Genomic DNA, 19,945 nt, shown 5'->3' with positions numbered 1-19,945 from the left:
ATGAGTGAACTCCTGATAGAGAACCGCGGCGCCGTCCGTATTCTCACCATGAACCGGCCGGAAAAGCACAACGCTCTCAATACGGCTCTTACCCAGGCACTGCACGATGCGCTCTGGCAGGCCGAGGCGGATGGCGCGGTCCATGCCGTCATTCTCACGGGCGCCGGCAAGTCGTTCTGCGCCGGGGCCGATACCTCCGAGTTCAGTTCGCTGGTACCGGAGGATCCTCTGGCGGTCAATGCGCGTGCCGATCTCACTACGCGGCTGCATCTGGCGTTTTCCCGCCTGTCCAAGCCGGTGGTTGCTGCGGTGCGGGGCAATGCCCTGGGCGGCGGAGCGGGCCTTGCCATTGCGTGCGATCTTGCTGTCATGGCCGAGAATGTGAGGTTCGGCTACCCCGAACTCAAGCATGGCATCGTGGCCGCCGTCGTGATGTCCAATCTGGTCCGCCAATTGGGCCGCAAGCACGCGTTCGAGCTGCTGTCCATGGGCGAGCCCATCGATGGGGCCCGGGCTTTGGCGCTCGGCCTGGCCAATCGTGTCGCTCCCGACGCGCAAGTGCTAGATGCGGCGGTGGAAATGGCCGAGAAGCTGGCCGGCTGGAGCCCGGTGGCAATGGGAACGACCAAGCGGCTGTTCCATCGGGTCGCAGAGCTCACGCTGGAAGAAGGCCTGGCGGCGGGGCGCGACGTCAACGTCATCATGCGCGGGTTTCGCAAGGTGGCCAAATGACGCGTCCGCTGGAGAACGTCACCATCCTGGATCTGTCGCGGGTCCTGGCATGCCCTTTCGCGACCATGATCCTGGCCGAGCTGGGCGCATCGGTCATCAAGGTCGAACAGCCGGGGAGCGGGGACGAGACGCGCAGCTTCGAGCCCAAGGTGGAAGGCGAGGGAGGAACCGAGTCGGCCTACTACATGGCCTTCAACCGCAGCAAGAAGTCCATTACGGTGAACTTGCGCAGCGCGGAAGGCCAGGAGCTGATCCGCAGGCTGAGCGCGCAGGCGGATGTCGTGCTGGAAAATTTCCCGGTCGGCACCCTGGCGCGCTACGGCCTGGACTATGCCCGCCTGTCGCAGGAAAACCCGGCGTTGGTCTACGTGTCGTGCACCGGCTTCGGCATGACCGGCCCGTATGCGCCGCGCAAGGGCTACGACACCGTATTCCAGGCCATGGGCGGCATCATGAGCTTGACCGGCGAGCGCGGAGGCGGGCCGGTCAAGCCGGGGTTGCCCGTCGCGGACCTGACGTCCGGCCTGTGGATCGCGGTCGCCATCCTGTCGTCGCTGATGGGCCGCCAGGCCACCGGCAAGGGCTGCCATGTAGATTTTTCGATGCTGGACGGCCAGGTCGGCCTGCTCTCGCTGGCGGCCGCCCGCTATTTCGCGCTGGGCGAAGTGCCGCCGCGCCTGGGTACCGAGCATCCCGGGCGCGTGCCGTCGGCGGCATTCCGCTGTAGCGACGGCAAATGGGTACAGGTAACCGGCAGCGACCAGCACTGGAAGCCCCTGTGCGAGCTGCTGGGACTGAATGAGTGGGCCGAGGATCCCTCGCTCGCGCGCAATATCGACCGGGTCAACCGCCGCGAAGAGGTGATGGCCGGGCTGTCGGCCGCCATTGCGCGCTTCGGGCGGGACGAGTTCTGTCGCCTGTGCGACGAGGCCAAGGTGCCGGCCGGCCCCATCCTCGACGTGGACGAAGTCCTGTCCAACGAGCACGTCTTGGCGCGGGGCATGGTGCGCGAATTCGAGCATCCCCTTATCGGTACTTTCAAGGCGCTGCCGGTACCGTTCAAGTTCGAGGGGTTCGACGATCCCAGGCTGGGCCGGCCGCCTTTGCTCGGAGAACATACCGACGAGGTGCTGGCCGGGATGCTGGGCATGGGCAGCGAAGCAATACAGGCGTTACGCGACAAGAACGTCATTTAGCCGGTCGTCTCCGGCGGTCAAGGACATAGGAGAGAGACATGAAGCGGTTCAAGCAATCGTTGTTGGCGGCTGCCCTGGCGTTCGCCGCCACGGGCCTGCAGGCGCAGTCATATCCCAGCAAGCCCATCGTGCTGGTCAACCCCTATGCGGCAGGCGGCCCGGCCGACCTGGTCGCGCGCAGCCTGGCCAAAGAACTCGGGGATGAGCTGGGCCAGCAGGTGGTGGTCGAGAACAAGCCGGGAGGCGGAGCAACCATCGGTGCGGCGCAGGTTGCCCGGGCCCAGCCGGACGGCTATACGCTGCTGTTCGGTACCGCCGCCGCCCATATCGTCACGCCGCTGATCCAGCCGGCGCCGTATGACGGCCTGAAGGACTTCACCTTCATCGCACTGGCCGCCAACCAGCCCAATTTGCTGGTCGTCCATCCGTCGGTCAAGGCCAATACCGCGCAGGAATTGATCGAGCTGATCAAGCGCAATCCCGGCAAGCTGAACTACGGGTCGTCCGGTACCGGCACGTCGCCCCATCTGGGCGGCGAGCTGATCAAGCAGCATGCGAAGATCGACATGATCCATATCCCGTACGGCGGGGCCGCGCTGGCGATCACGGACCTGGTGGCAGGGCGGTTGCAAGTCGGGGTAATGAACCTGTCTGGCGAGCTGCCCTACGTCAAGGCCGGCAAGCTGCGCGCCTTGGCCTACGCGTCCAAGACCCGCTCGCCGCTTTTGCCCGACGTGCCCACTTTTGCCGAGGCAGGACTGGGCGGGGCCGAGTCCGCATCCTGGTATACCGTGGCGGCCCCCAAGGGCACGCCCCAGGCGGTGGTAGCCAAGCTGAACGCGGCGCTCAACGCGGTCGCGAAGAAGCCCGAGTACCGCAAGCTGATGGAGGCCCAGGGTACCGAGCTGGCCGAGTTGTCGCCGCAGGAAACGACCCGCTTCGTCATGGATGACGCCCAGCGTACCAAGGACCTCATCAAGGCGGCCAATCTGAAGCTGGAATGACCATGACCGATATCGCCCACCCAGCGGGCACCGCGCGTGCCGCGGCGCCCGCCACCATAGACCGCGTCGAGATCGTTCCCTGCTCTCAGCGGCAGGACGACCCCAGCTGGCGGTTCGCGCGCGGCACCATTACCCACGTCGACGGCTGGCTCGTGAAGTTGGTGGCGCGCAACGGGCAGACCGGCTATGGGCACGTGCTGGGCACGCCCATTTTCCAGCCCGACACGGCGCGCATCGAACCCGTCCTGGAGGCGCTGCGGCAGGTGGTTGCGGGAAGCGATGCATTCGGGCTGGAGGCGATGCATCGCCGGCTCGAAGCCGCGGCTGCCGGCGAAATGTGCGTGCTGTCGGGCTTCGTATGCGCCGTGTACGATTTGCAGGCCCGCCTGCTCGGGGTGCCGCTGCACGTCTTGCTGGGAGGCAAGGTCCGGGATAGCGTCGATGCGTCGCGTCTGGTGTCGATCAAGTCGCCGGAGGAGATGGCGTCCCATGCCGACAAGCTGGCCAAGCAGGGCTACCGTTTCCTGAAGCTGAAACTGAGCGGCGAGCCGGGACTCGACATCGAGCGGGTCCGGACAGTCCGGGAAAGGGTAGGGGAAAGCCTCGTGCTGACGGTTGATGCCAACCAGGCCTATGGGCCGGACGACGCCATCCGCGTGTGCAGGGAGTTGCGCCCGTTCGGCGTGGCGATGATGGAGCAGCCGGTGCCGGCGGCCGACGTCGAAGGCCTATGCCGGGTACATGCTGCCGGCGAACTGCCTATCGAAGCGGACGAGGCGATCGGCGACCTGGCCGGGCTGGTCCGCCTGATCGGCATGGGTGCGGCCGATTCCTACAATCTCAAGCTGCACTACCTGGGTGGGATACGCAATACGTTGATTGCCGTGCGGCTGTGCGAAGCGGCAGGTGTCGGCTACCGGTTCGGCGCCATTTTCGGACCGCGCCTGCTGGCGGCCCAAGGGGTGCATGTGGCCAGCGTGGCCCGGAATATTCATGCCGGCGCCGAACTGGCGGAATTCGATCACCTGCTGGACGACCCCTTCGAGGGGCTCGAGGTGCGGGACGGGGCGCTGGCCGTGTCCGCCGAAGCCGGGTCGGGCGTGACGTACCGCCCGTCGGCCCGGGCAGAAAACTAGCGGATCAGCCTATGCAGGCGGCCGCGTCAGCGAGCGCGGCTTCCGCTTCCTGCGCGAGGCGGACGACCAGCTCGCCTGCGGGCTCCAGCTGGTCGATCAGGCCGGCGCTTTGTCCTGCTTCCACTTTCCCTTGTTCGACGTCGCCGTCCTTGGCGGCCTGCCGCAATGAACTGCGGGCGAAGAGCGCATCGAGTTCGGCAGCGGTCGCGCCGGTCCCGGCCGCAGCCTCGTACTCGGCGGAGAATGCGTTCTTGACCATGCGGATGGGCGAGCGGCCGCGTCCCACGATGGCGGTATCGCCGATACCGGCCTGGAGCACCCTGTCCTTGTAGGAGGCGTGCAGGCCCGCTTCGGGGGTCAGCAAGAATCGCGTGCCCAGCTGGGCGCCGCTGGCCCCCAACGCGAGCATGGCAGCGATGCCCGCGCCGTCGGCGATGCCGCCCGCGCCGATGACCGGCACCGACACCGCCTTGACGGTGGCCCGGACCAGCACCAGCGTTCCCACCTCGTCGGGCCCCGGATGGCCGCCGGCTTCGCCGCCCACTGCTATGACCGCATCCACGCCGGCATCTTCGGCCTTACGGGCGTGCAGCGGGTTGGCCGTGACTTGGATCCAGGTTACGCCAGCGTCCTTGAAGCGGCGGATATGCGCCTTGGGGCCGCCTTGCGACGCGATGATGATAGGCACCTTCATTTCCAGGACGATGTCCAGGAACTCCGTTGCCCGCTTGTTATATAGCGGGACGTTGACGGCGAAGGGCTGGCGTGTTCCCGCACGCACCTTCGCGATCGCTGCGCGGAGGTCGTCCGGGTACATGGGCCCCGCCGCGATGACCCCCAGGCCGCCTGCTTCGGATACGGCCAGCGCCAGTTCCGCATTGGACGAGGCCCAGCTCATGCCGCCTTGGATGATGGGATGGCGGATGCCCAGAAGAGAAGTCAGTCGGGTGGAAAGCATGATGGATGTCGAGGAGGTGAGTTTCAGTCCGATGCGGCGCGGATCCGGTCGTTGGTGTCGCGCGCGGCCCATACGGCTTCTTCCATGGGCAGGTCGTAGGCTTGTTGGAAAGCGCGCTTGGACGCCATCAGGCCGGCTGGCGCGAATTGCGCCAGCCGCTCCGCGAGGGCGAGGGCGGAAGTGGTGAGTTCCTCGGCGGGGACGATGCGGTTGATCATGCCCAGGGCATAGGCGCGCTCGGCGTCGATCGGATCGCCCGTGGCGACCAATTCGAATGCAGGCTTGGGACCTACCTGGCGTATGAGATTGGGAATGAGCAGGCCCGCCGAGATGCCGTGCTTGACCTCGGGATAGCCGAAGCGCGCGGCGGGAGAGGCGACCACCAGGTCGCAGCCGAGCGACAGGCCGGCGCCGGCCCCTATTGCCGGACCGTTGACCGCGGCGATGACCGGTGTGCTCATGCGGGCTACGGCGGTGTTGATGTCCACCAGCAAGTCGGCGCGGGTTTGCAGCAGGTCGGCGCGCTCGCGCGGTATGGCGCGGCCTTCGTCCAGGTCGGCGCCGGCGCAAAAGCAGGTGCCCCGGGCCGTTATCACGACGCACCGTACTTCGGGGTCCGCATCCGCGGCGCGCAGGGCATCGACGAGGCTGCGCATGAGCGTCATATCGAGCGCATTGCGCTTGGCATGGCGATTCAGCGTCAGCAGCAGGACGTGCCCGCGGCGCTCCGTCAACAGGGTTTTTTCCTCGGTCACGATGAGGCCTTCTCGCGTGAAATTAGTTGATAAATTAAACTAAGTAGTTAATTTCGTCAACTTTATGCACGGGCGTTCGTCATGATCCGGCCCGCCGCTCGGCGGCGGGCGCCTCAGTTCAGCCCGAGCAATCCGCAGGCCGCGTCGAACAGTTCTCCGCCCGGGGCCGCCAGCCGGTCGCAGATATCTAGATGGTGGCAGTCCGGCAGCTCCAGCGTACGTGTCACGTTGCGCGGCCAGCAGGCAGCGATCAGTTGGTTCTGCCGGCGGAACTCGCCGGTCTCGGATGCGCCCACCGCGGCCACCATGGGTGTGTCGTGGTCGGGGACCCAATAGGCCGGCGAGAGTTGGGATACGAGCGGGGGCGTCAATTCGAGGTTGGCCAGGAAAGGAGCCTTGGCGACCGGTTCCAGGTCGAACAGGCCGCTCAGTGCCAGTCCGCCGTTGACCAGTCGGGCAGGCAGGCCGGACTCCCATTCCTGCCAGCGCGCCCCAACCATCATGGCGGTGAGATGGCCGCCCGCGGAGTGCCCGCTGGTAACGATGCGGCGGGCATCGAAGCCCAGTTCGCCGGCGTGGCGATAGAGCCAGGCATGGGCGCGCAGCATTTGACGGACGATTTCGTCGATGGGAGTGGCCGGAGCCAGTCCGTAGTCGACGATCGCCACCGCGGCGCCACGCGCTACGTAGGCCGGGGCTATCCACGAAAAATCGGACTTGTTCAGGGCCCGCCAGTAGCCGCCGTGTATGAAGACCAGCAGCGGGGCACCGTTCTTCCGGGCCGGGAAATAGTCCAGCGTCTCGGCCGGGGCCGGCCCGTAGCGCAGTCCCAGCCGGGCGGCCTGTGTGCGCCGGGCGAGCGCGCCATCGGCCGCCCAGCGGGCGGTATAGCTCAGATGGTCAGGGATGCGGGCGAGGTTGTTGTATTCGCGTTCGCAGAATTCGGGGGTGAACGGAGGATGATCGTGCAGCGGATGGGAGGGCATGGCGTGAATGTCGAGTCGCGGCCGGGATGGCCAGGGCAGGCGCCGGGGCGCCGCCGGAAAGTTTAACCACTCTTGCGGGGGAAGCTTCCATCGAGGTAGTACCAGCGTCCGGACTCCCGCACGAAACGGCTGATTTCGTGCAGGCGTTGCGCCCGTCCCGCGTGCTTGCTGCGCGCGACGAATTCCACCGTGCCGTGGTCCGGGTCGTCCAGGGTCGCGCGGCGTACTTCCAGCCCCAGCCACGTCAGGCCCGTCGGATCGGCTTGCAGGCCGGCGGGGCAGGTGGACGGATGCCAGGTTGCCAGCACGTAGTCGTGCTTGCCCAGGGCATAGGCGCTATAGCGGGATCTCATCAGTGATTCAGGGTCGGGCGCCTGCAAATGATCCGGCCCCTGGTGCCAGCGGCCGCAACACTCTGCATAGGGCCTGGGCAGCCCGCAGGGGCACAATTGGTCTACATTAACGCCTGGCTTCATTTGCTCCGGTACGTACCATGCTGTTTCTTCTTTCTCCTGCCAAGAAGCTGGACTACGACACGCCCGCGCATGTCGATACCGCTACCCAGCCCCTGTTCGTGGATCGCGCCAAGAAGCTGATCTCGGTGCTGAAAACCAAGTCCGCCGGCGACATCGCCGGCCTCATGAACCTGAGCCCGGCGCTGGCCGAACTGAACGTCGCCCGCTACGCCAAGTGGACACCGAAGTTTACGGCCGAAAACGCCAAGCAGGCCGTGCTGGCCTTCAATGGCGACGTCTACGAGGGACTGAATGCCGGTAGTCTCACGGCCAAGCAGCTCGACTGGGCCCAGGAGCACGTAGTGATCCTCAGCGGCCTTTACGGCGCGCTGCGTCCGCTCGACCTGATGCAGCCGTACCGCCTGGAGATGGGAACCCGGCTGGCAACCGCCAAGGGCAAGAATCTTTACGAATACTGGGGCAGCGAGATTTCCGACTACCTGAACCAGCGGCAGGAGGCGGACAAGCATCCGGTCGTGGTGAACCTGGCGTCGGAAGAATATTTCAAGGCGGTGGACCGCAAAGCGCTGAAGGCCCGGGTCATTCAATGCGTGTTCGAGGACTGGAAAGGCGGCGCCTATAAGGTAATCAGCTTCCATGCCAAGCGTGCGCGCGGGCTGATGGTCCGCTACGCAATCGAAAAGCGCATCGCCAAGCCGGAGGCCTTGCAGGGTTTCGACCTCGAGGGCTACGCCTACGACGGCTCCGTTTCCAGCGCCGACAAGCTGGTATTCCGCCGCAAGTCAGCGTAGCAGCCGCAGCCCGTTGAACACCACCAGCAGGCTGGCGCCTGCGTCGGCGAATACCGCCATCCATAGAGTGGCGTCTCCCGTCAGCGTCAAGCCGAAGAACACCAGCTTGATCGCCAGGGCGAAGACGATGTTCTGCCAAAGGACGAGCGCCGTGCGGCGGGACAGGCGGATGAATTCGGGCAGCTTGCGCAGGTCGTCCTGCATCAGGGCGACGTCGGCCGTTTCGATCGCGGTATCCGTGCCTGCAGCGCCCATGGCGAAACCGATGTCGGCCCGCGCGAGGGCCGGTGCGTCATTGATTCCATCGCCTACCATCCCGACCGGGGTGTTTTTGCCGAGCTCTTCCAGGGCGGCCAGCTTGTCGTCCGGCAGCAAACTGCCGCGGGCATCGTCGATGCCCAGCTCGCCCGCCACCGCGCGGACGGTAGCTGGGTTGTCGCCCGACAGGACAACCGGCTCCACGCCCAGCCGGAGCAAGTCGGCAACAGCCGCACGGCTGGTTTCCCTGATCGTGTCGGCGACAGCCAGGATCGCCACTGCGGCACCTTCTTCGCACAGGACGACCGCCGTCTTGCCCTGACGTTCCAGGCCTTCCATCGCGGCGTCCAGTTCGGTGCCGGCGGCGTTCAAGCCGCGCGCCAGGCGCAGGTTGCCCAGCGCGTACGCTTTGCCGTCTATGACGCCCCGCACGCCTTGGCCGGGCAGCGCCGCGAAACCCGACACGGGCAGCGGGGGGCCGGGATGCGCGGACACGATGGCATGCGCTACGGGATGGGATGACAGTGCATCCAGGCTGGCGGCCAACTGCAGTATCCGTTCGCGCGCCATGGCGGGGGCACCCATGGGCACGATATCCGTCACCACCGGTTTGCCGTAGGTCAGCGTGCCGGTCTTGTCGAGCGCGAGCCGGCGCAGGCGGCGGCCCTGCTCCAGATAGAGTCCACCCTTGATCAATATGCCGCGCCGGGCGGCCGAGGCGAGGCCGCTGACGATAGTGACGGGGGTCGAGATGACCAGCGCGCATGGGCAGGCGATGACCAGCAGCACGAGCGCCCGGTAGATCGAGTCGGCCCAGGCCATGCCCAGGGCAAGCGGGCCGGCGACGGCCACCAGGATTGCGATGGCGAATACCGCCGGTGTATAGACGCGCGCGAAGCGGTCGATGAAGCGCTGGGTGGGAGCGCGCTGTGCCTGCGCTTCCTGCACCATCTGGGCGATGCGATCGAGCATGGTATGGCCGGTAGCCGCGGTCACGCGATAGTCCAGCACGCCCTGCTGGTTGACCGTTCCGGCATAGAGCGGATCGCCTACCTGCTTGTCCACCGGCATGCTTTCGCCGGTGATAGGCGCCTGGTTCACGCTGGAGGCGCCGTCGAGCACGATTCCGTCCAGGACGATCCGTTCGCCTGGCCGTGCCCGAACGATGGCATCCAGGCCTATCCGTTGCGCGGGCAACTCCTGCCAGGAACCGTCGGCTTGCCGGACCAGGCCGCGCTCGGGTGCCATCGCGGTCAGGCCACGGATGGCGTTGCGGGCACGTGTCAGGCTGAGCGACTCGATCATTTCCGCGAGGCCGAACAGCCAGATCACCATGGCGGCTTCCGGCCAGTGGCCGATAAGGACGGCGCCTACCACCGCCACCGTCATCAGGAGATTGATATTGAGGGTGAAGTGCTTGAGCGCCAGCCAGCCTTTGCGCAGCGTTCCCAGGCCGCCCAACAAGATGGCCGCGAGCGCCAGCGCCGCGACGGCGGGCGACGTATCGGCCCCCGACGCGTACGCCAGGGCCTCGGCTGCGATAGCGAAGGCCCCGGCCAGGCCCATCCGCAGCCACGGCGGTCGGGGCTCGGCGACTGCTTGCGCTGGCCCGGACGCGGCCGGCGAGGCCTCCAGCAGCACCGGAGTCATGTTCAGGCCGGCGATCGCTGCCATGATGGGTTGCGGATCGTCCAGCACATGGCCGACTTTCAATGTGCGCTGGATCAGGTCGAATGAAAGCGTGCGCACGCCTTGCAGCGACTCGAGCGCCTTGCGCAGCAGGCGTTCCTCGGTGGGGCAGTCCATTTGCTCGATCCGGAACAGGGATTCGCGCAGCCGTCCGCCGGCGGTGTCCCGCTGGACGGGGGATGCGGCGGCCCCGTCCGCAGAAGAGGCTTGGCATTGGCAGGAAGGGCAAGAATTCGACATCCAGGACTCCATTGGCGTACCCTGGTATTTGAAACCCTGTAGTAGATACAGAGTCAAGCGTTGCTGCGGACCATCAGGGCGCGGAGCATGGCCATAGTTTGGCCGGACCGACAGCAAGACGGAGGAATGCGATGAAAATAGGCGAACTGGCCGCGCGCACCGGCACGCCGGTCGAAACGATCCGTTACTACGAGCGGGAAGGCCTGTTGCCGCCGCCGGCGCGCACGCCCGGCAACTACCGCGTCTACGGCGATGCGCATGCCGAGCGCCTGCAGCTGGTGCGCAACTGCCGTGCGCTGGACATGACCTTGGACGAAATCCGGCGCTTGCTGCGTCTATGCGATGATCCTCGCGAAAATTGCGGCGAAATCAACGCGCTGCTGGACGAGCATATTGGCCACGTGGCGGCTCGCATCGCGGAACTCAAGGCACTGCAGAAAACGCTCAAGGCGCTGCGCGGCCGATGCCAGGAAGAGACCGCCGCATCCGACTGCGGCATCCTGCAAGGCCTGGCGGCGGCGCCGCATCCGGCGCGGCGCGAGACCGAGCACAAGCACGGCTTGCTTGGGCCCACGCATGCCTGACCGGCCCCGCGCTAGCTCAACTGCTGGACCGTGGACTGTATCAGGAGGGCGGTCTTGGCCATCTGCCTGGCCTGGTAGACGAGTTGTTGAAGCACCAGGCCGCGCTCAGGGTCGGCGGGCGCCGTGGCCGCCTGGACCTGCGATACGAGCGCATCCAACTCCTTGACCTGGCCCGTCAGGCGGTCGGACTGTTCTTCAGACATCGGGCGCCCGGATTCGGCATCGCGCAGGAGGACCTCCACTGTATCCAGTACCGCAGCCAAGGCCGGCGGCAGTTCCGGCATCGCCGCGACCAGCGGTGCCGATGCGCTGACCTGCGCGGCCAAATCGTGCAACTGGATGACGAGGCTGTTCAACTGGGCCGGCGACCGCTGCTTGGATTTGGGCTCCAGCATCATCCTGTAGAAAGAGTTGGCAAAGTTGCCGAAGGCGACATGTACGTTCTTGCGGGCCAGCCGGTACTCGACGTCGTCAGGGTGCATGTCGATGTTGCTCACCGACGTGGCGAGCAGCTTGCGGCTGGCGGCCAGGTATTGGCGGTTGGCCTCGATGGCCCGCCGCAGGAATGGCTTGAGCAGCCGGTATTCCCAATACGGCAGTACATAGCTGCAGGCCAGGGCGATCGCCGATCCCACCAGGGTATCGATGGCGCGCTCGCCTATGACCATGAGCGAGCCCGGCGCGAGGAAGTGGAAGCTGAGCAGCACGAAAGCCGTATTGAAGGCCGAGCTGCCGACGTAATAGAGCAGGACCAGGCTATTGGCCATCACGACTGCCAGGAACATGGCGGCCAGCAGCACGAACTTGTTGTGCACGAAGGAAAGCAGGGCCAGCACCAGCAGGCAGCCGATGAAGGTCCCGGCAAGCCGCTGCAAATTGCGTTGCTTGGAGAGCCCGAACCCCGGCTTCATGATGACCAGTATGGTCAGAACCACCCAGTAACTATGGATGGCGTGATGGGGCAGGAGCCATTCGCTGGATACGGCCATGCCGACGGCAGCCGCCAGCGCAACCCGAATGGCGTGCCGCAGGTAAGGCGAGCCCAGGCGCAGGTTGCTGGTCAAGCGTCCCAGCCTGAAGTCCTGCCGGGACAGAAAACGTTGCAAGGACGTGTCCATCTCGAGCACCGCCGGTTCGGCGGTATGGGCGGGGTCGGTGTGGCGGTGCAGGCGATCCACGATACGGGCGGCATTGCGCGCCCGCCTGAAGGTCGAGATCAGCGCGGCATAGGCCTCGGGTTCGGCCTGAGGAAACCCGCGTTGCTTGAGCAGCTCGATTTCGTACTCGATGGCGCGGAATTCGGCCTTGACGGTGATCTTGCTTCTGCTGGGGACGCCTTGCGTCACGGCCAGTCCCACGGTTTCGGTTTCCTGCGCCAGCTTGTGAAGCAGGTCACGGAAGAACACCAGCAGGTCCGATTCCTTGAATACCCGCCGCAGCAGCGGATAGTCGGTATGGACCGCCACCATGGTTTCGTGAAGATCGACGATGTCGATGAACAGATTGAACAGCATGGCGCGGTACTGGTCGCGCTTGCGGTTGGAGCGGCGCGGCAGCTCGCGCAGCACGACGTCGCGTGCGGCCTCCTGCTGTTCTGCCACCGCCGCCTGCTTGGCGATGACATCCCGGTAGTTTTCTTCGATGTCGACGTCGGGATCGTAGAACTTCGCCTTGGCCTCCAGGTATTCGGCCGATGCGAAGACGCAGACGGCAATCGCCTGCTGCTCTTGCCGATACCACAGCAGCCGGTTCACGAGCAGACTGAAGGCGGTGTACCACAGGCCGCCTCCCAGGGTCGCGACCGTATGGACCGCCGCAGCGCGGCCATCCATCTGGTCGTGCATGGTCAGGGTCATGAGCAATAGGCAGCCGAATCCCATCAGCCCGCCTTTGCGGCCGAATACCGTGAGCAGGGAAAAGGCAAAACACTGTGCGATGACCACCAGCCACAAGGCGAGCGGGTAAGGGCTGCAGAGCGCCGTCGCCCCCGCGGCGATCGTGCCGAGCACGGCGCAGCCGAGCATCTCGTTGCGCCGGTGCCGGTAAGGCCCTGGCTGGTCCACGATCGAGACGCACATGGCGCCGAACGTGGCGGCGAGCCCAAGTGCCGCGTGGTGGAAGAGTCCGAGCAGGACAAGCGCAGGCATCAGCACGCCCAGCGCCTGCCGGATGCCCATGTAGAAGTACTGGCTGTAGATGAACTTCTTGATGTTCTTGGTGGTGTAGTCCATCGAGACGGATCTTGTCGATGCCCAGCGCGCAGTCTATGTGAAAACCGGCGTGCACGGCAGCGGCTTGTCGCGAGGCGGGCAGCCGCTGCGGCGCCTCAGGCCGGATTGGCGGGGTGATATTGGTAGAGCCAGGTCTCCGAGAGGGTGCGCTCGCCGCTTTTCAGATACAAGCGCATTTCCACCGGGTCCGTGCCGTCCACCGCCAGGTCGAATTGGGCCCGCCAATGGCCGGGGACGTCGTTGGGCACCGCTTCGGTATAGACGTAGGAAAACTTGCCGCGCGAGGCCCATAGCACGGGCTCGGGCTGCACGCCGTACGGCAACTGGGCCAAGGGCCCGCCCAGGAACTCCACCATGAATTTGCGCACGCCTTCGGGCCGGGGCTGGCCGGGCTGGCCGCCGTTACCCAGCCGGGTCGCCACGCAGCGCGCCATGGGTGGCGGGAAGGGTTCCCGGCCCGTCCAGTGCAGGCGGTATTTGAGCCGGTAGGACGTCCCTTTCGCCGCGGGGGCGGCGGGGACCCACATGGCGACGATGTTGTCGTGGATCTCGTCGTCCGTAGGAATTTCTACCAGCTGCACGGTGCCGGGGCCCCAGTCGCCGAGCGGCTCTACCCACAGCGACGGCCGGCGGTCGTAGTAGACGCCGTCCAGGTAGTGGTCGAAGTCCCTGTCGCGCTGGAGCAGGCCGAAGCCTCGCGGGTTCCCGTCGCTGAAGGCGGAGGCCATGGTGCGGGGAGGGTTGTTCAGAGGGCGCCAGATGTACTCGCCGTTTCCGGTCCACATCGCCAGTCCATCGGAATCATGGACCTCGGGCCGCCAATCGATCGCGGCGGGCTTCTGCGTTTCGGAAAACCAATACATGGACGTGAGCGGTGCAATGCCCAGCCGCGCGACATCCTCGCGCAGGAACAGGGCGGCATCGACCTCCATCAAGACCGCCCGGTCGCGCATCATGTCGAACCGGAACGCGCCGGTGATGCGGGGGCCGTCGAGGCGTGCATAGACCGTAACGGTGTTGCTCTCTTCTTGCTGCGGCTCGAAGTAGACGTGGGTGAAGTCGGGGAATTCCTCGGGGCGGTCCGGCACGGCCACGTCGACCGCGATGCCGCGTGCCGACAAGCCGTACTGATAGAGCTCGCCAATGGCGCGAAAGTAGGATGCGCCCAGGAATGCGACCCAATCGTTCGAGCGCCAGTCCGGCGCCGGCGGACCCGCGAGCCGGTTCTCCTGGAAGCGAAATCCGGCAAAGCCTATGCCTGCCGGCAACGCGTGGGCGGGGCTGCCGGTCGGTATTTCGAAATAGTCTTCGTCGTAAACAATCTCGCGCGCCTGGCGCCCGGTCCCGTCGAGGACGTACATCCTGACCGGCTTGGGCGCGAAGCGGCCAAGATGGAAGAACGTTACCGGGAACCGGCCGGGTCCGTCCGCGAACAAGGCGTACCCGGGTTTGAAGCGGATCTGGCCGTGGGCCGCATAGTCCAGGCGTTCGAGGGTCGACCAGTCCGGTACGGGCAGCGGTTCGAACGGACGCTGCGCCGCCAGCCGTGCCTCCTCGCGCAAGTGGTCGAAAGAGAAAGGCTGGCGCGGGCCCAGCTTCAGTGCCGCCCCGGCTGCGGGCGCGGCATGTCCCACACCGGCGAGGACGACCGCGCCGGCTGCGGTGAGGAAAGTGCGGCGGTCGATCATGAATGGGTGACTATGCCTCTGGTAACCATCCCTCTGCGGGGTGTGCCCAATTTTTCACCACCTCGCGTAAGTCGTTGGTGAGAAAAGGTTTTTTTGTGTAGTCCCATGGCTGTCCCCAGCGTTGTCCACATGACGCGTGGGTAACTTCGGGAAAACACGGCGAGCGACGTTCATGGGCGGGCGGGCAACAGCTTGCGTCCGAGCAGCACGAAACTGATCGAGGCCGAGGTCGCAGTCACCAGCAGCGTCATGGCCGCCGCCATGGGGCCGGCGTGGTCCGTGATGAAGCCGAGCAGCATGGGCCAGGCATTGCCAATGTAGCCGGCGATATAGAACAGCGACACCATCAGTCCCCGGCGTTGCGGCGGCGCAATCTGGTTGACGATCCCGGCCGCGCCTATGAAGGCCGCTCCGAACCCCAGCCCGGTGACCAGCACGGCCACGCCCATCAGCGCCGGTTGCGTCAGCCACAGCGAGGCCATGGCGCACGCCAGGCCGGCGGCGAAGACGATATTGCCGTGGCGGAAGGCCGACGCGCTGGAGAGGCGTTGGCTGAAGAACTGCGCGGCGCCGGCGCAAGCGGCCAGCACCGAGCTCGCATAGCCGGTGAGCGCGTAATCATGGATGCCCAGCAGCTTTTCACCCAGCGAGGGTCCGATGGCCATCAGCGACGAGCCGACGCCCCAGACCATCGACAGGGAGATACAGCTCAGCAGCATGAGCGGCAAAAGCCGTCCAGGAGGCAGGGCCCGCGCGGCGGCATGGGCTGCCTGGGCCGCGGCCGTCGTGCCGACGGCCGGCACCGCGGCGCGTTGCAGCGGCTGGCGCCAGAGCCCCCAGCCCGCGGCAAGCGCAATCGATATGATGACCAGGAACGGGGCGATCATGGGATAGAAGTCCGTTTGCAGCGCCATCCCGCTCAAGACGGGGCCAAGGATGGCGCCGAGCGTGAAGGCGACCGTGCCGAACAGGGCTGCGCGCTGCTTGTGCTGGGGCGGCTCGAGGTCCAGCAATGCCGCGTTGGCGGCTCCGGTCAGCAATCCCGTGCCCATGCCGGCCAGCGCCCGGCCGGCCAGCAGCATGCCGAGGCTATGCGCCAGTGCCAGCAGCATGGCGCCGGCAGCCACCATGCCCAGGGCCGGCAGCATCAGCTTGCGGCGATCGCTGACCCGGTCGGCAAGCCGCCCGCCTATGAGCAGGGCGCTCAGCACGCCCACCACGTAGGCGAAGAAAATCGCGGTCGTCGTAAAAGACGGCAAATGCAGGCTGGCTTGATAGAGCGGGTACAGCGGAGTCGGAACGCTGCTGCCCATGACGCCGGTCATGAGCGACACCGTTACGAGCAGGCGTGCTCTCCAGAGCTGCCTAGGGGAGGACGAATGCGGGTGTGAGTTGGCGTTCAAGCGGATTCGGCTCAGGAAAGGGCCGGTCGCGTACCTTCATGGCTGGCCGGCGGGTGCGGGGCCATTAGTCTACACCGCTTTCCTCTACGTATAAGGGTTAACCATTAGTCGCGTGGTTAGGCGTTCGGTTGCCTGAGGCGGCACGGCAAGTCGTGTCAGCTGGTGTCGGTGCCACGGTTTTCGGTTGATCTGGTGCTCGACGCCCCCCATAATCGGACGGCGGCATGGGAGGGCGGCATGCCGCGGTCGCCACAGTTCGTCAACGCTGGAGCAAGCTATGAAGCGCATGGATCCCGAACGCCAAACCAAGCTGAAAAAACGTCGCGCGGCCCCCCTGGCTACGCCCACCGACCTGAGCCAGGAGGCCACCCGCGAACTGAGCGGCGTGCTCAACGGCATCCTGGCCGACGTGTTCGCGTTGTATCTCAAGACCAAGAATTTTCACTGGCACATGAGCGGGCCGCACTTCCGGGATTATCACGAGCTGCTGGACGAGCAGGCGGTCGAGCTGTTCGCGATGACCGACGACATCGCCGAGCGCGTCCGCAAGATCGGCGGGCCGACGATCAAGTCCATCGGCCATATCGCCAAGCTGCAACGCATCCTCGACAACGATGCGGACTTCGTCCAGCCGCTCGACATGCTGGCCGAATTGCGTGAAGACAACAAGGATCTGGCCGGCCACCTGCGCGAGGCGCACGACATTTGCGACACGCACCGCGACATCGCCACCGCCAGCCTGATCGAAAACTGGATCGACGAGGCCGAGCGCCGCACCTGGTTCCTGTTCGAGGCAAGCCGGAACGCCGACAATACCGGCCACTAGGGCCGGCGTCCGGCTGCAGGGCCATCGCCACGCACGCCAAAATACGGTATAGTTGCGGTCTGTGCATGGGGCGGTAGCTCAGCTGGGAGAGCGTCGCGTTCGCAATGCGAAGGTCGGGAGTTCGATCCTCCTCCGCTCCACCAAGAATTCCGGCAAGAACCAGAAAAAACAATGTGGCGTTAAGCATAAAGTTGCCACATGGCAAAGATATGCTTAATTCCACGATGGGCAGCATTATGCTTTACCGGTAGTTCAGTGATAGGCTGACAGGTTTTGCGGAAATTGCGGCGGCTTCAAGTAAAAAAAACCGACCACTAGGTCGGTTTTTTCATTTCAGATCAGTGGCTTAGCCAAAACAGCTAACTTTCAGCTGCTACACCATTCCCTGGCAAATCAAGTTTAAGGCGCCGTCACCGTTGGAAAATCCTCGCCTCTAGCGCTGAGTCCCTTTCTCCATCGCGCTGCCTACTCACTTCGAACAAACGCCAGAAGCTTCTGGTACGAGAATGAACACTTACGATTGCCGAGGAAAGGTCGCGCCAGTCGCGCTAAGGTCGCGGGACTCACACTCGCTTTGATCTGCTTTTTCAGACTGCTACGGATCTCGCGCAACTGCTCTCGACTCATACTCCCGCCTCGGCCTGACCCGAACCCCGAATTAGCCCGGATCAGAAGTGGAGATTTCCGGCTCATCGGCTGGAACAGCGTGGTTAATCTAAAAATATGCCTGATTCGGCATCTAGCAGACGGGCAAAAACAAATTCGCGCGAAAAATTTACCGGCAGTCAAAAAATATTGACTTTCGACTGGATTTGTGTACCATGATGCTTGGAGGGGCGTTTCGCCCCGGTGCTCTTTAAACGGTCGATTTCATCGCTGCACAAGCATGGCGTGGTAGCACTGCATCGCTCTTGAGGTGATGCACTTGTTTTTGTTGAGGTCTCCCCCTCGCTGCCTCCTGCTCGTATCCTCGCGCCACCTGGCCTGAGTCGTACGTCGCTGGAAAGCTGCACACCTTGCGGCTCTGCCTTGGCTGTACTCATCGGCGTCCAGATACCGCTATGCTGTATCCGCACCGCTGGCTACATACGAAGCACGCGTCACAAAGTAAAGGGAAGCTGTTCGTTGGGATGTGGTTTGTGGTGTTAGCTCTTCTCCGTTCGGCCATTGCTTGTGGAAGCTGGGCAATTTCGCCCGGACTTGGAGAGATCCACAATGAAGTCAGACCAGTTGAAAGCCTGCATCGAAGCGCTTCGCGCGTTTCATCAGGAAAAGCACCATGAGCTAAACACCAGCGTCAGTAGTGAGTTAACGGCAATCATCGCTGCATTGGAGGATCGCCAGGAAGCAGTGGCAAGCAAGCCCCGAGTGTCGTACGAAACCTGCCAAAAGGCATTGGAACTGATGGCTAAAGGCCTGTCCGTCGTAACGAACCTCAGCGCATTGATTGACCAGTTCTTCCACTCGGATTGATGCAGCAAACCACCATTTCCATATTTAGGGACAAACATGAACCTTGGTCGCGCCATCACGCTCTGTAGAAAACAGCGTGGGCTCAATCAAGCGGCTCTCGCTGAAAAAGCGGAGATTTCCGTGTCATACCTTTCGCTGCTTGAACAGAACAAGCGGAAGGACCCAACGCTCACTACCATCCAGAAAATTTCGGAAGCCTTAGGCATCCCGTCTGGGATCTTGTTTTTTCTAGCCGCGGACCAAACCGAGTTGTCAGGTCTGCCGGTCGAGCTGCAAGAGAAGCTGTCCTTTGCTGCGCTACAGCTATTGCATGAGTCGTCCGAACAGACCCTTATATAAGGGCGATGAGCTCGCTAGTCCTGACGCCCTCGCAGAGGCGCTCGGACTGACTCCCCCACAGTTGCTCCAACTAGCTGCCAATGCCAGCAAGATGTACCGTGAGAACCCCCAGCGCAAGAAGGATGGATCCTTGCGCATGACATGGGATGCACACCCTCAACTGAAGAAGGCGCAAAAACAGATCAATCTGCGAATTTTTGGTCGAATCTTATTCCCGCTGTACCTGCAAGGAAGCATTCGAGATCGGGCATATCCCAGAGATTACGCACGAAACGCGAACATCCACTCGGGCGCCACCGTCACCATCGCGCTCGACATTCAAGATTTTTTTCCGAGCATCACTCCAGCCCAGGTTCTGTCCGCATGGCTTGGGGTTTGCCATTTTCCCCGGCAGGTAGCCGAGTTGCTCACCCAACTGACCACGAAGGATAGCTTCCTTCCCCAAGGCGCGCCGACTAGCAGCTATCTGGCGAACCTGGTGCTGTGGGAAAACGAGCACGACCTTGTACGAACGCTTCAATCGCAGGGCTGGAACTACTCCAGACTGACGGACGACATCACGCTCTCGAAGAGAATGGCCGTCGAGCAAGGCGAAATCACCCGTACCACAAGCACAGCAATCGGCTTCATCCAGCGCAACGGGTTCACCGTCAAGCGTTCCAAGCTGAAGGTGATGAAGAGCAACGTCCCCATGACCGTCAACAACTTGGTTATCAATGCGCACCCTGCGCTGCCCAAGGCTGAACGCCGGCGGATCCGTGCTCAAGTTCATCAAGCAAAACTGGCTCTCGCTTCTGGCGACCCGGTCGAGGCCAAAGCCATCAACAGTGCACGCGGAAAGATCGGGAAGGTAACCCGCTTTCATCCGGAGCTTGGCGCCAAGATGAAGGGTGAACTCGATCAAGAACAGGACTCCCAGATAGTCCAGCAGTTGAGTGATGAAGGCTGAGATGCCCGAGCTCCGCAAAGACAATCACTACGTACCGCAGCTTTACTTGAAGCCGTGGGCCACAGAGGGAAGGATCCAGACCTATCGGCTTCTCGTCCCACACGCAAACTTCCCCATGTGGAAGAGGCATTCGCTACGAGGCATAGCATCCCACTGACCTGCTCGGATTTTTCACACCACTGGGATTTGGAATCTAGCTTCGGTTGGTAATCTTGATGCAGCGACCTGGGC

The 19,945-nt window shown here is 64.1% G+C and carries 18 protein-coding genes and 1 tRNA gene; 11 read left to right on the top strand and 8 right to left on the bottom strand.

The annotated features are described in order from the left end of the window. Genes QHC78_RS20725 through QHC78_RS20710 form a run of 4 tightly spaced genes read left to right on the top strand, consistent with a single transcriptional unit; the run spans position 1 to position 4,068 of the window. Positions 1 to 732, top strand: coding sequence for an enoyl-CoA hydratase/isomerase family protein (locus QHC78_RS20725; RefSeq protein WP_319747995.1), 732 nt, complete (start codon positions 1 to 3; stop codon positions 730 to 732). Then, a complete protein-coding gene (locus tag QHC78_RS20720) occupies positions 729 to 1,928 on the top strand; it encodes a CaiB/BaiF CoA transferase family protein (RefSeq protein WP_319747994.1) in 1,200 nt (399 codons plus the stop codon). The genes QHC78_RS20725 and QHC78_RS20720 overlap by 4 nt, the downstream gene beginning before the upstream one ends. Before the next feature lie 38 nt (positions 1,929 to 1,966). After that, positions 1,967 to 2,932: a Bug family tripartite tricarboxylate transporter substrate binding protein gene (locus tag QHC78_RS20715; protein WP_319747992.1), complete on the top strand. Its 966-nt coding sequence runs from the start codon at positions 1,967 to 1,969 to the stop codon at positions 2,930 to 2,932. A 2-nt stretch (positions 2,933 to 2,934) separates the two neighbouring features. After that, positions 2,935 to 4,068, top strand: coding sequence for a mandelate racemase/muconate lactonizing enzyme family protein (locus QHC78_RS20710; RefSeq protein WP_319747990.1), 1,134 nt, complete (start codon positions 2,935 to 2,937; stop codon positions 4,066 to 4,068). A gap of 4 nt (positions 4,069 to 4,072) precedes the next feature. Here QHC78_RS20710 and QHC78_RS20705 read toward each other — a convergent pair whose 3' ends face one another. The 4 genes from QHC78_RS20705 to QHC78_RS20690 all read right to left on the bottom strand — a co-directional run bounded on the left by QHC78_RS20705 (position 4,073) and on the right by QHC78_RS20690 (position 7,243). Further along, entirely contained in the window at positions 4,073 to 5,026 is a 954-nt protein-coding gene (locus QHC78_RS20705; RefSeq protein WP_319747988.1) for an NAD(P)H-dependent flavin oxidoreductase, read from the bottom strand. 23 nt (positions 5,027 to 5,049) lie between these two features. Next, on the bottom strand, positions 5,050 to 5,781 hold the full coding sequence (locus tag QHC78_RS20700; RefSeq protein WP_319747987.1) for an enoyl-CoA hydratase/isomerase family protein: 732 nt from the start codon (positions 5,779 to 5,781) through the stop codon (positions 5,050 to 5,052). Between the two features lie 113 nt (positions 5,782 to 5,894). Next, a complete protein-coding gene (locus QHC78_RS20695; RefSeq protein WP_319747985.1) occupies positions 5,895 to 6,767 on the bottom strand; it encodes an alpha/beta hydrolase in 873 nt (290 codons plus the stop codon). 62 nt (positions 6,768 to 6,829) lie between these two features. After that, on the bottom strand, positions 6,830 to 7,243 hold the full coding sequence (locus QHC78_RS20690; RefSeq protein ID WP_319747984.1) for a YchJ family protein: 414 nt from the start codon (positions 7,241 to 7,243) through the stop codon (positions 6,830 to 6,832). A gap of 17 nt (positions 7,244 to 7,260) precedes the next feature. Here QHC78_RS20690 and yaaA point away from each other — a divergent pair, with 17 nt between their 5' ends. Next, positions 7,261 to 8,034 (top strand): peroxide stress protein YaaA, encoded by a 774-nt coding sequence (gene yaaA / locus QHC78_RS20685; RefSeq protein WP_319747982.1) that lies wholly within the window; start codon positions 7,261 to 7,263, stop codon positions 8,032 to 8,034. Here the strand turns inward: yaaA and QHC78_RS20680 are convergent. Next, a complete protein-coding gene (locus QHC78_RS20680) occupies positions 8,026 to 10,221 on the bottom strand; it encodes a heavy metal translocating P-type ATPase (RefSeq protein WP_319747980.1) in 2,196 nt (731 codons plus the stop codon). The two genes, yaaA and QHC78_RS20680, sit on opposite strands and share 9 nt — an antisense overlap. Before the next feature lie 131 nt (positions 10,222 to 10,352). On the opposite strand from QHC78_RS20680, the gene cadR reads away from it, so the two are divergent. Then, on the top strand, positions 10,353 to 10,805 hold the full coding sequence (gene cadR / locus QHC78_RS20675; protein ID WP_319747978.1) for a Cd(II)/Pb(II)-responsive transcriptional regulator: 453 nt from the start codon (positions 10,353 to 10,355) through the stop codon (positions 10,803 to 10,805). An 11-nt stretch (positions 10,806 to 10,816) separates the two neighbouring features. Here the strand turns inward: cadR and QHC78_RS20670 are convergent, their stop codons facing one another. The 3 genes from QHC78_RS20670 to QHC78_RS20660 all read right to left on the bottom strand — a co-directional run bounded on the left by QHC78_RS20670 (position 10,817) and on the right by QHC78_RS20660 (position 16,127). Continuing rightward, positions 10,817 to 13,036, bottom strand: coding sequence for an FUSC family protein (locus QHC78_RS20670; protein ID WP_319747976.1), 2,220 nt, complete (start codon positions 13,034 to 13,036; stop codon positions 10,817 to 10,819). Positions 13,037 to 13,131: 95 nt separating this feature from the next. Continuing rightward, the gene (locus QHC78_RS20665; protein WP_319747974.1) at positions 13,132 to 14,724 is read right to left on the bottom strand and encodes an OpgD/OpgG family glucan biosynthesis protein; all 1,593 of its coding nucleotides are present in this window, start codon (positions 14,722 to 14,724) and stop codon (positions 13,132 to 13,134) included. Between the two features lie 170 nt (positions 14,725 to 14,894). Beyond that, positions 14,895 to 16,127, bottom strand: a complete 1,233-nt coding sequence (locus QHC78_RS20660) for an MFS transporter (RefSeq protein WP_319747972.1) — start codon at positions 16,125 to 16,127, stop codon at positions 14,895 to 14,897. Between the two features lie 277 nt (positions 16,128 to 16,404). On the opposite strand from QHC78_RS20660, the gene QHC78_RS20655 reads away from it, so the two are divergent. The 5 genes from QHC78_RS20655 (at position 16,405) to QHC78_RS20635 (ending at position 19,714) form a co-directional block, all read left to right on the top strand. After that, positions 16,405 to 16,953 (top strand): Dps family protein, encoded by a 549-nt coding sequence (locus QHC78_RS20655; protein WP_319747971.1) that lies wholly within the window; start codon positions 16,405 to 16,407, stop codon positions 16,951 to 16,953. A gap of 67 nt (positions 16,954 to 17,020) precedes the next feature. Continuing rightward, positions 17,021 to 17,096, top strand: a tRNA-Ala gene (locus tag QHC78_RS20650). Positions 17,097 to 18,168: 1,072 nt separating this feature from the next. After that, entirely contained in the window at positions 18,169 to 18,426 is a 258-nt protein-coding gene (locus QHC78_RS20645) for a hypothetical protein (RefSeq protein WP_319747969.1), read from the top strand. Positions 18,427 to 18,462: 36 nt separating this feature from the next. After that, positions 18,463 to 18,765, top strand: a complete 303-nt coding sequence (locus QHC78_RS20640) for a helix-turn-helix domain-containing protein (protein WP_319747968.1) — start codon at positions 18,463 to 18,465, stop codon at positions 18,763 to 18,765. Further along, complete coding sequence (locus QHC78_RS20635; RefSeq protein ID WP_319747966.1) at positions 18,737 to 19,714, top strand: reverse transcriptase family protein; 978 nt, start codon at positions 18,737 to 18,739, stop codon at positions 19,712 to 19,714. Before QHC78_RS20640 ends, QHC78_RS20635 begins: the two co-directional genes overlap by 29 nt. Positions 19,715 to 19,945 lie beyond the last annotated feature (231 nt).

Source organism: Pigmentiphaga sp. (genome assembly GCF_033795525.1).
Classification (GTDB): domain Bacteria; phylum Pseudomonadota; class Gammaproteobacteria; order Burkholderiales; family Burkholderiaceae_B; genus Pigmentiphaga.
This window is presented reverse-complemented; position numbering and strand designations above follow the sequence as displayed.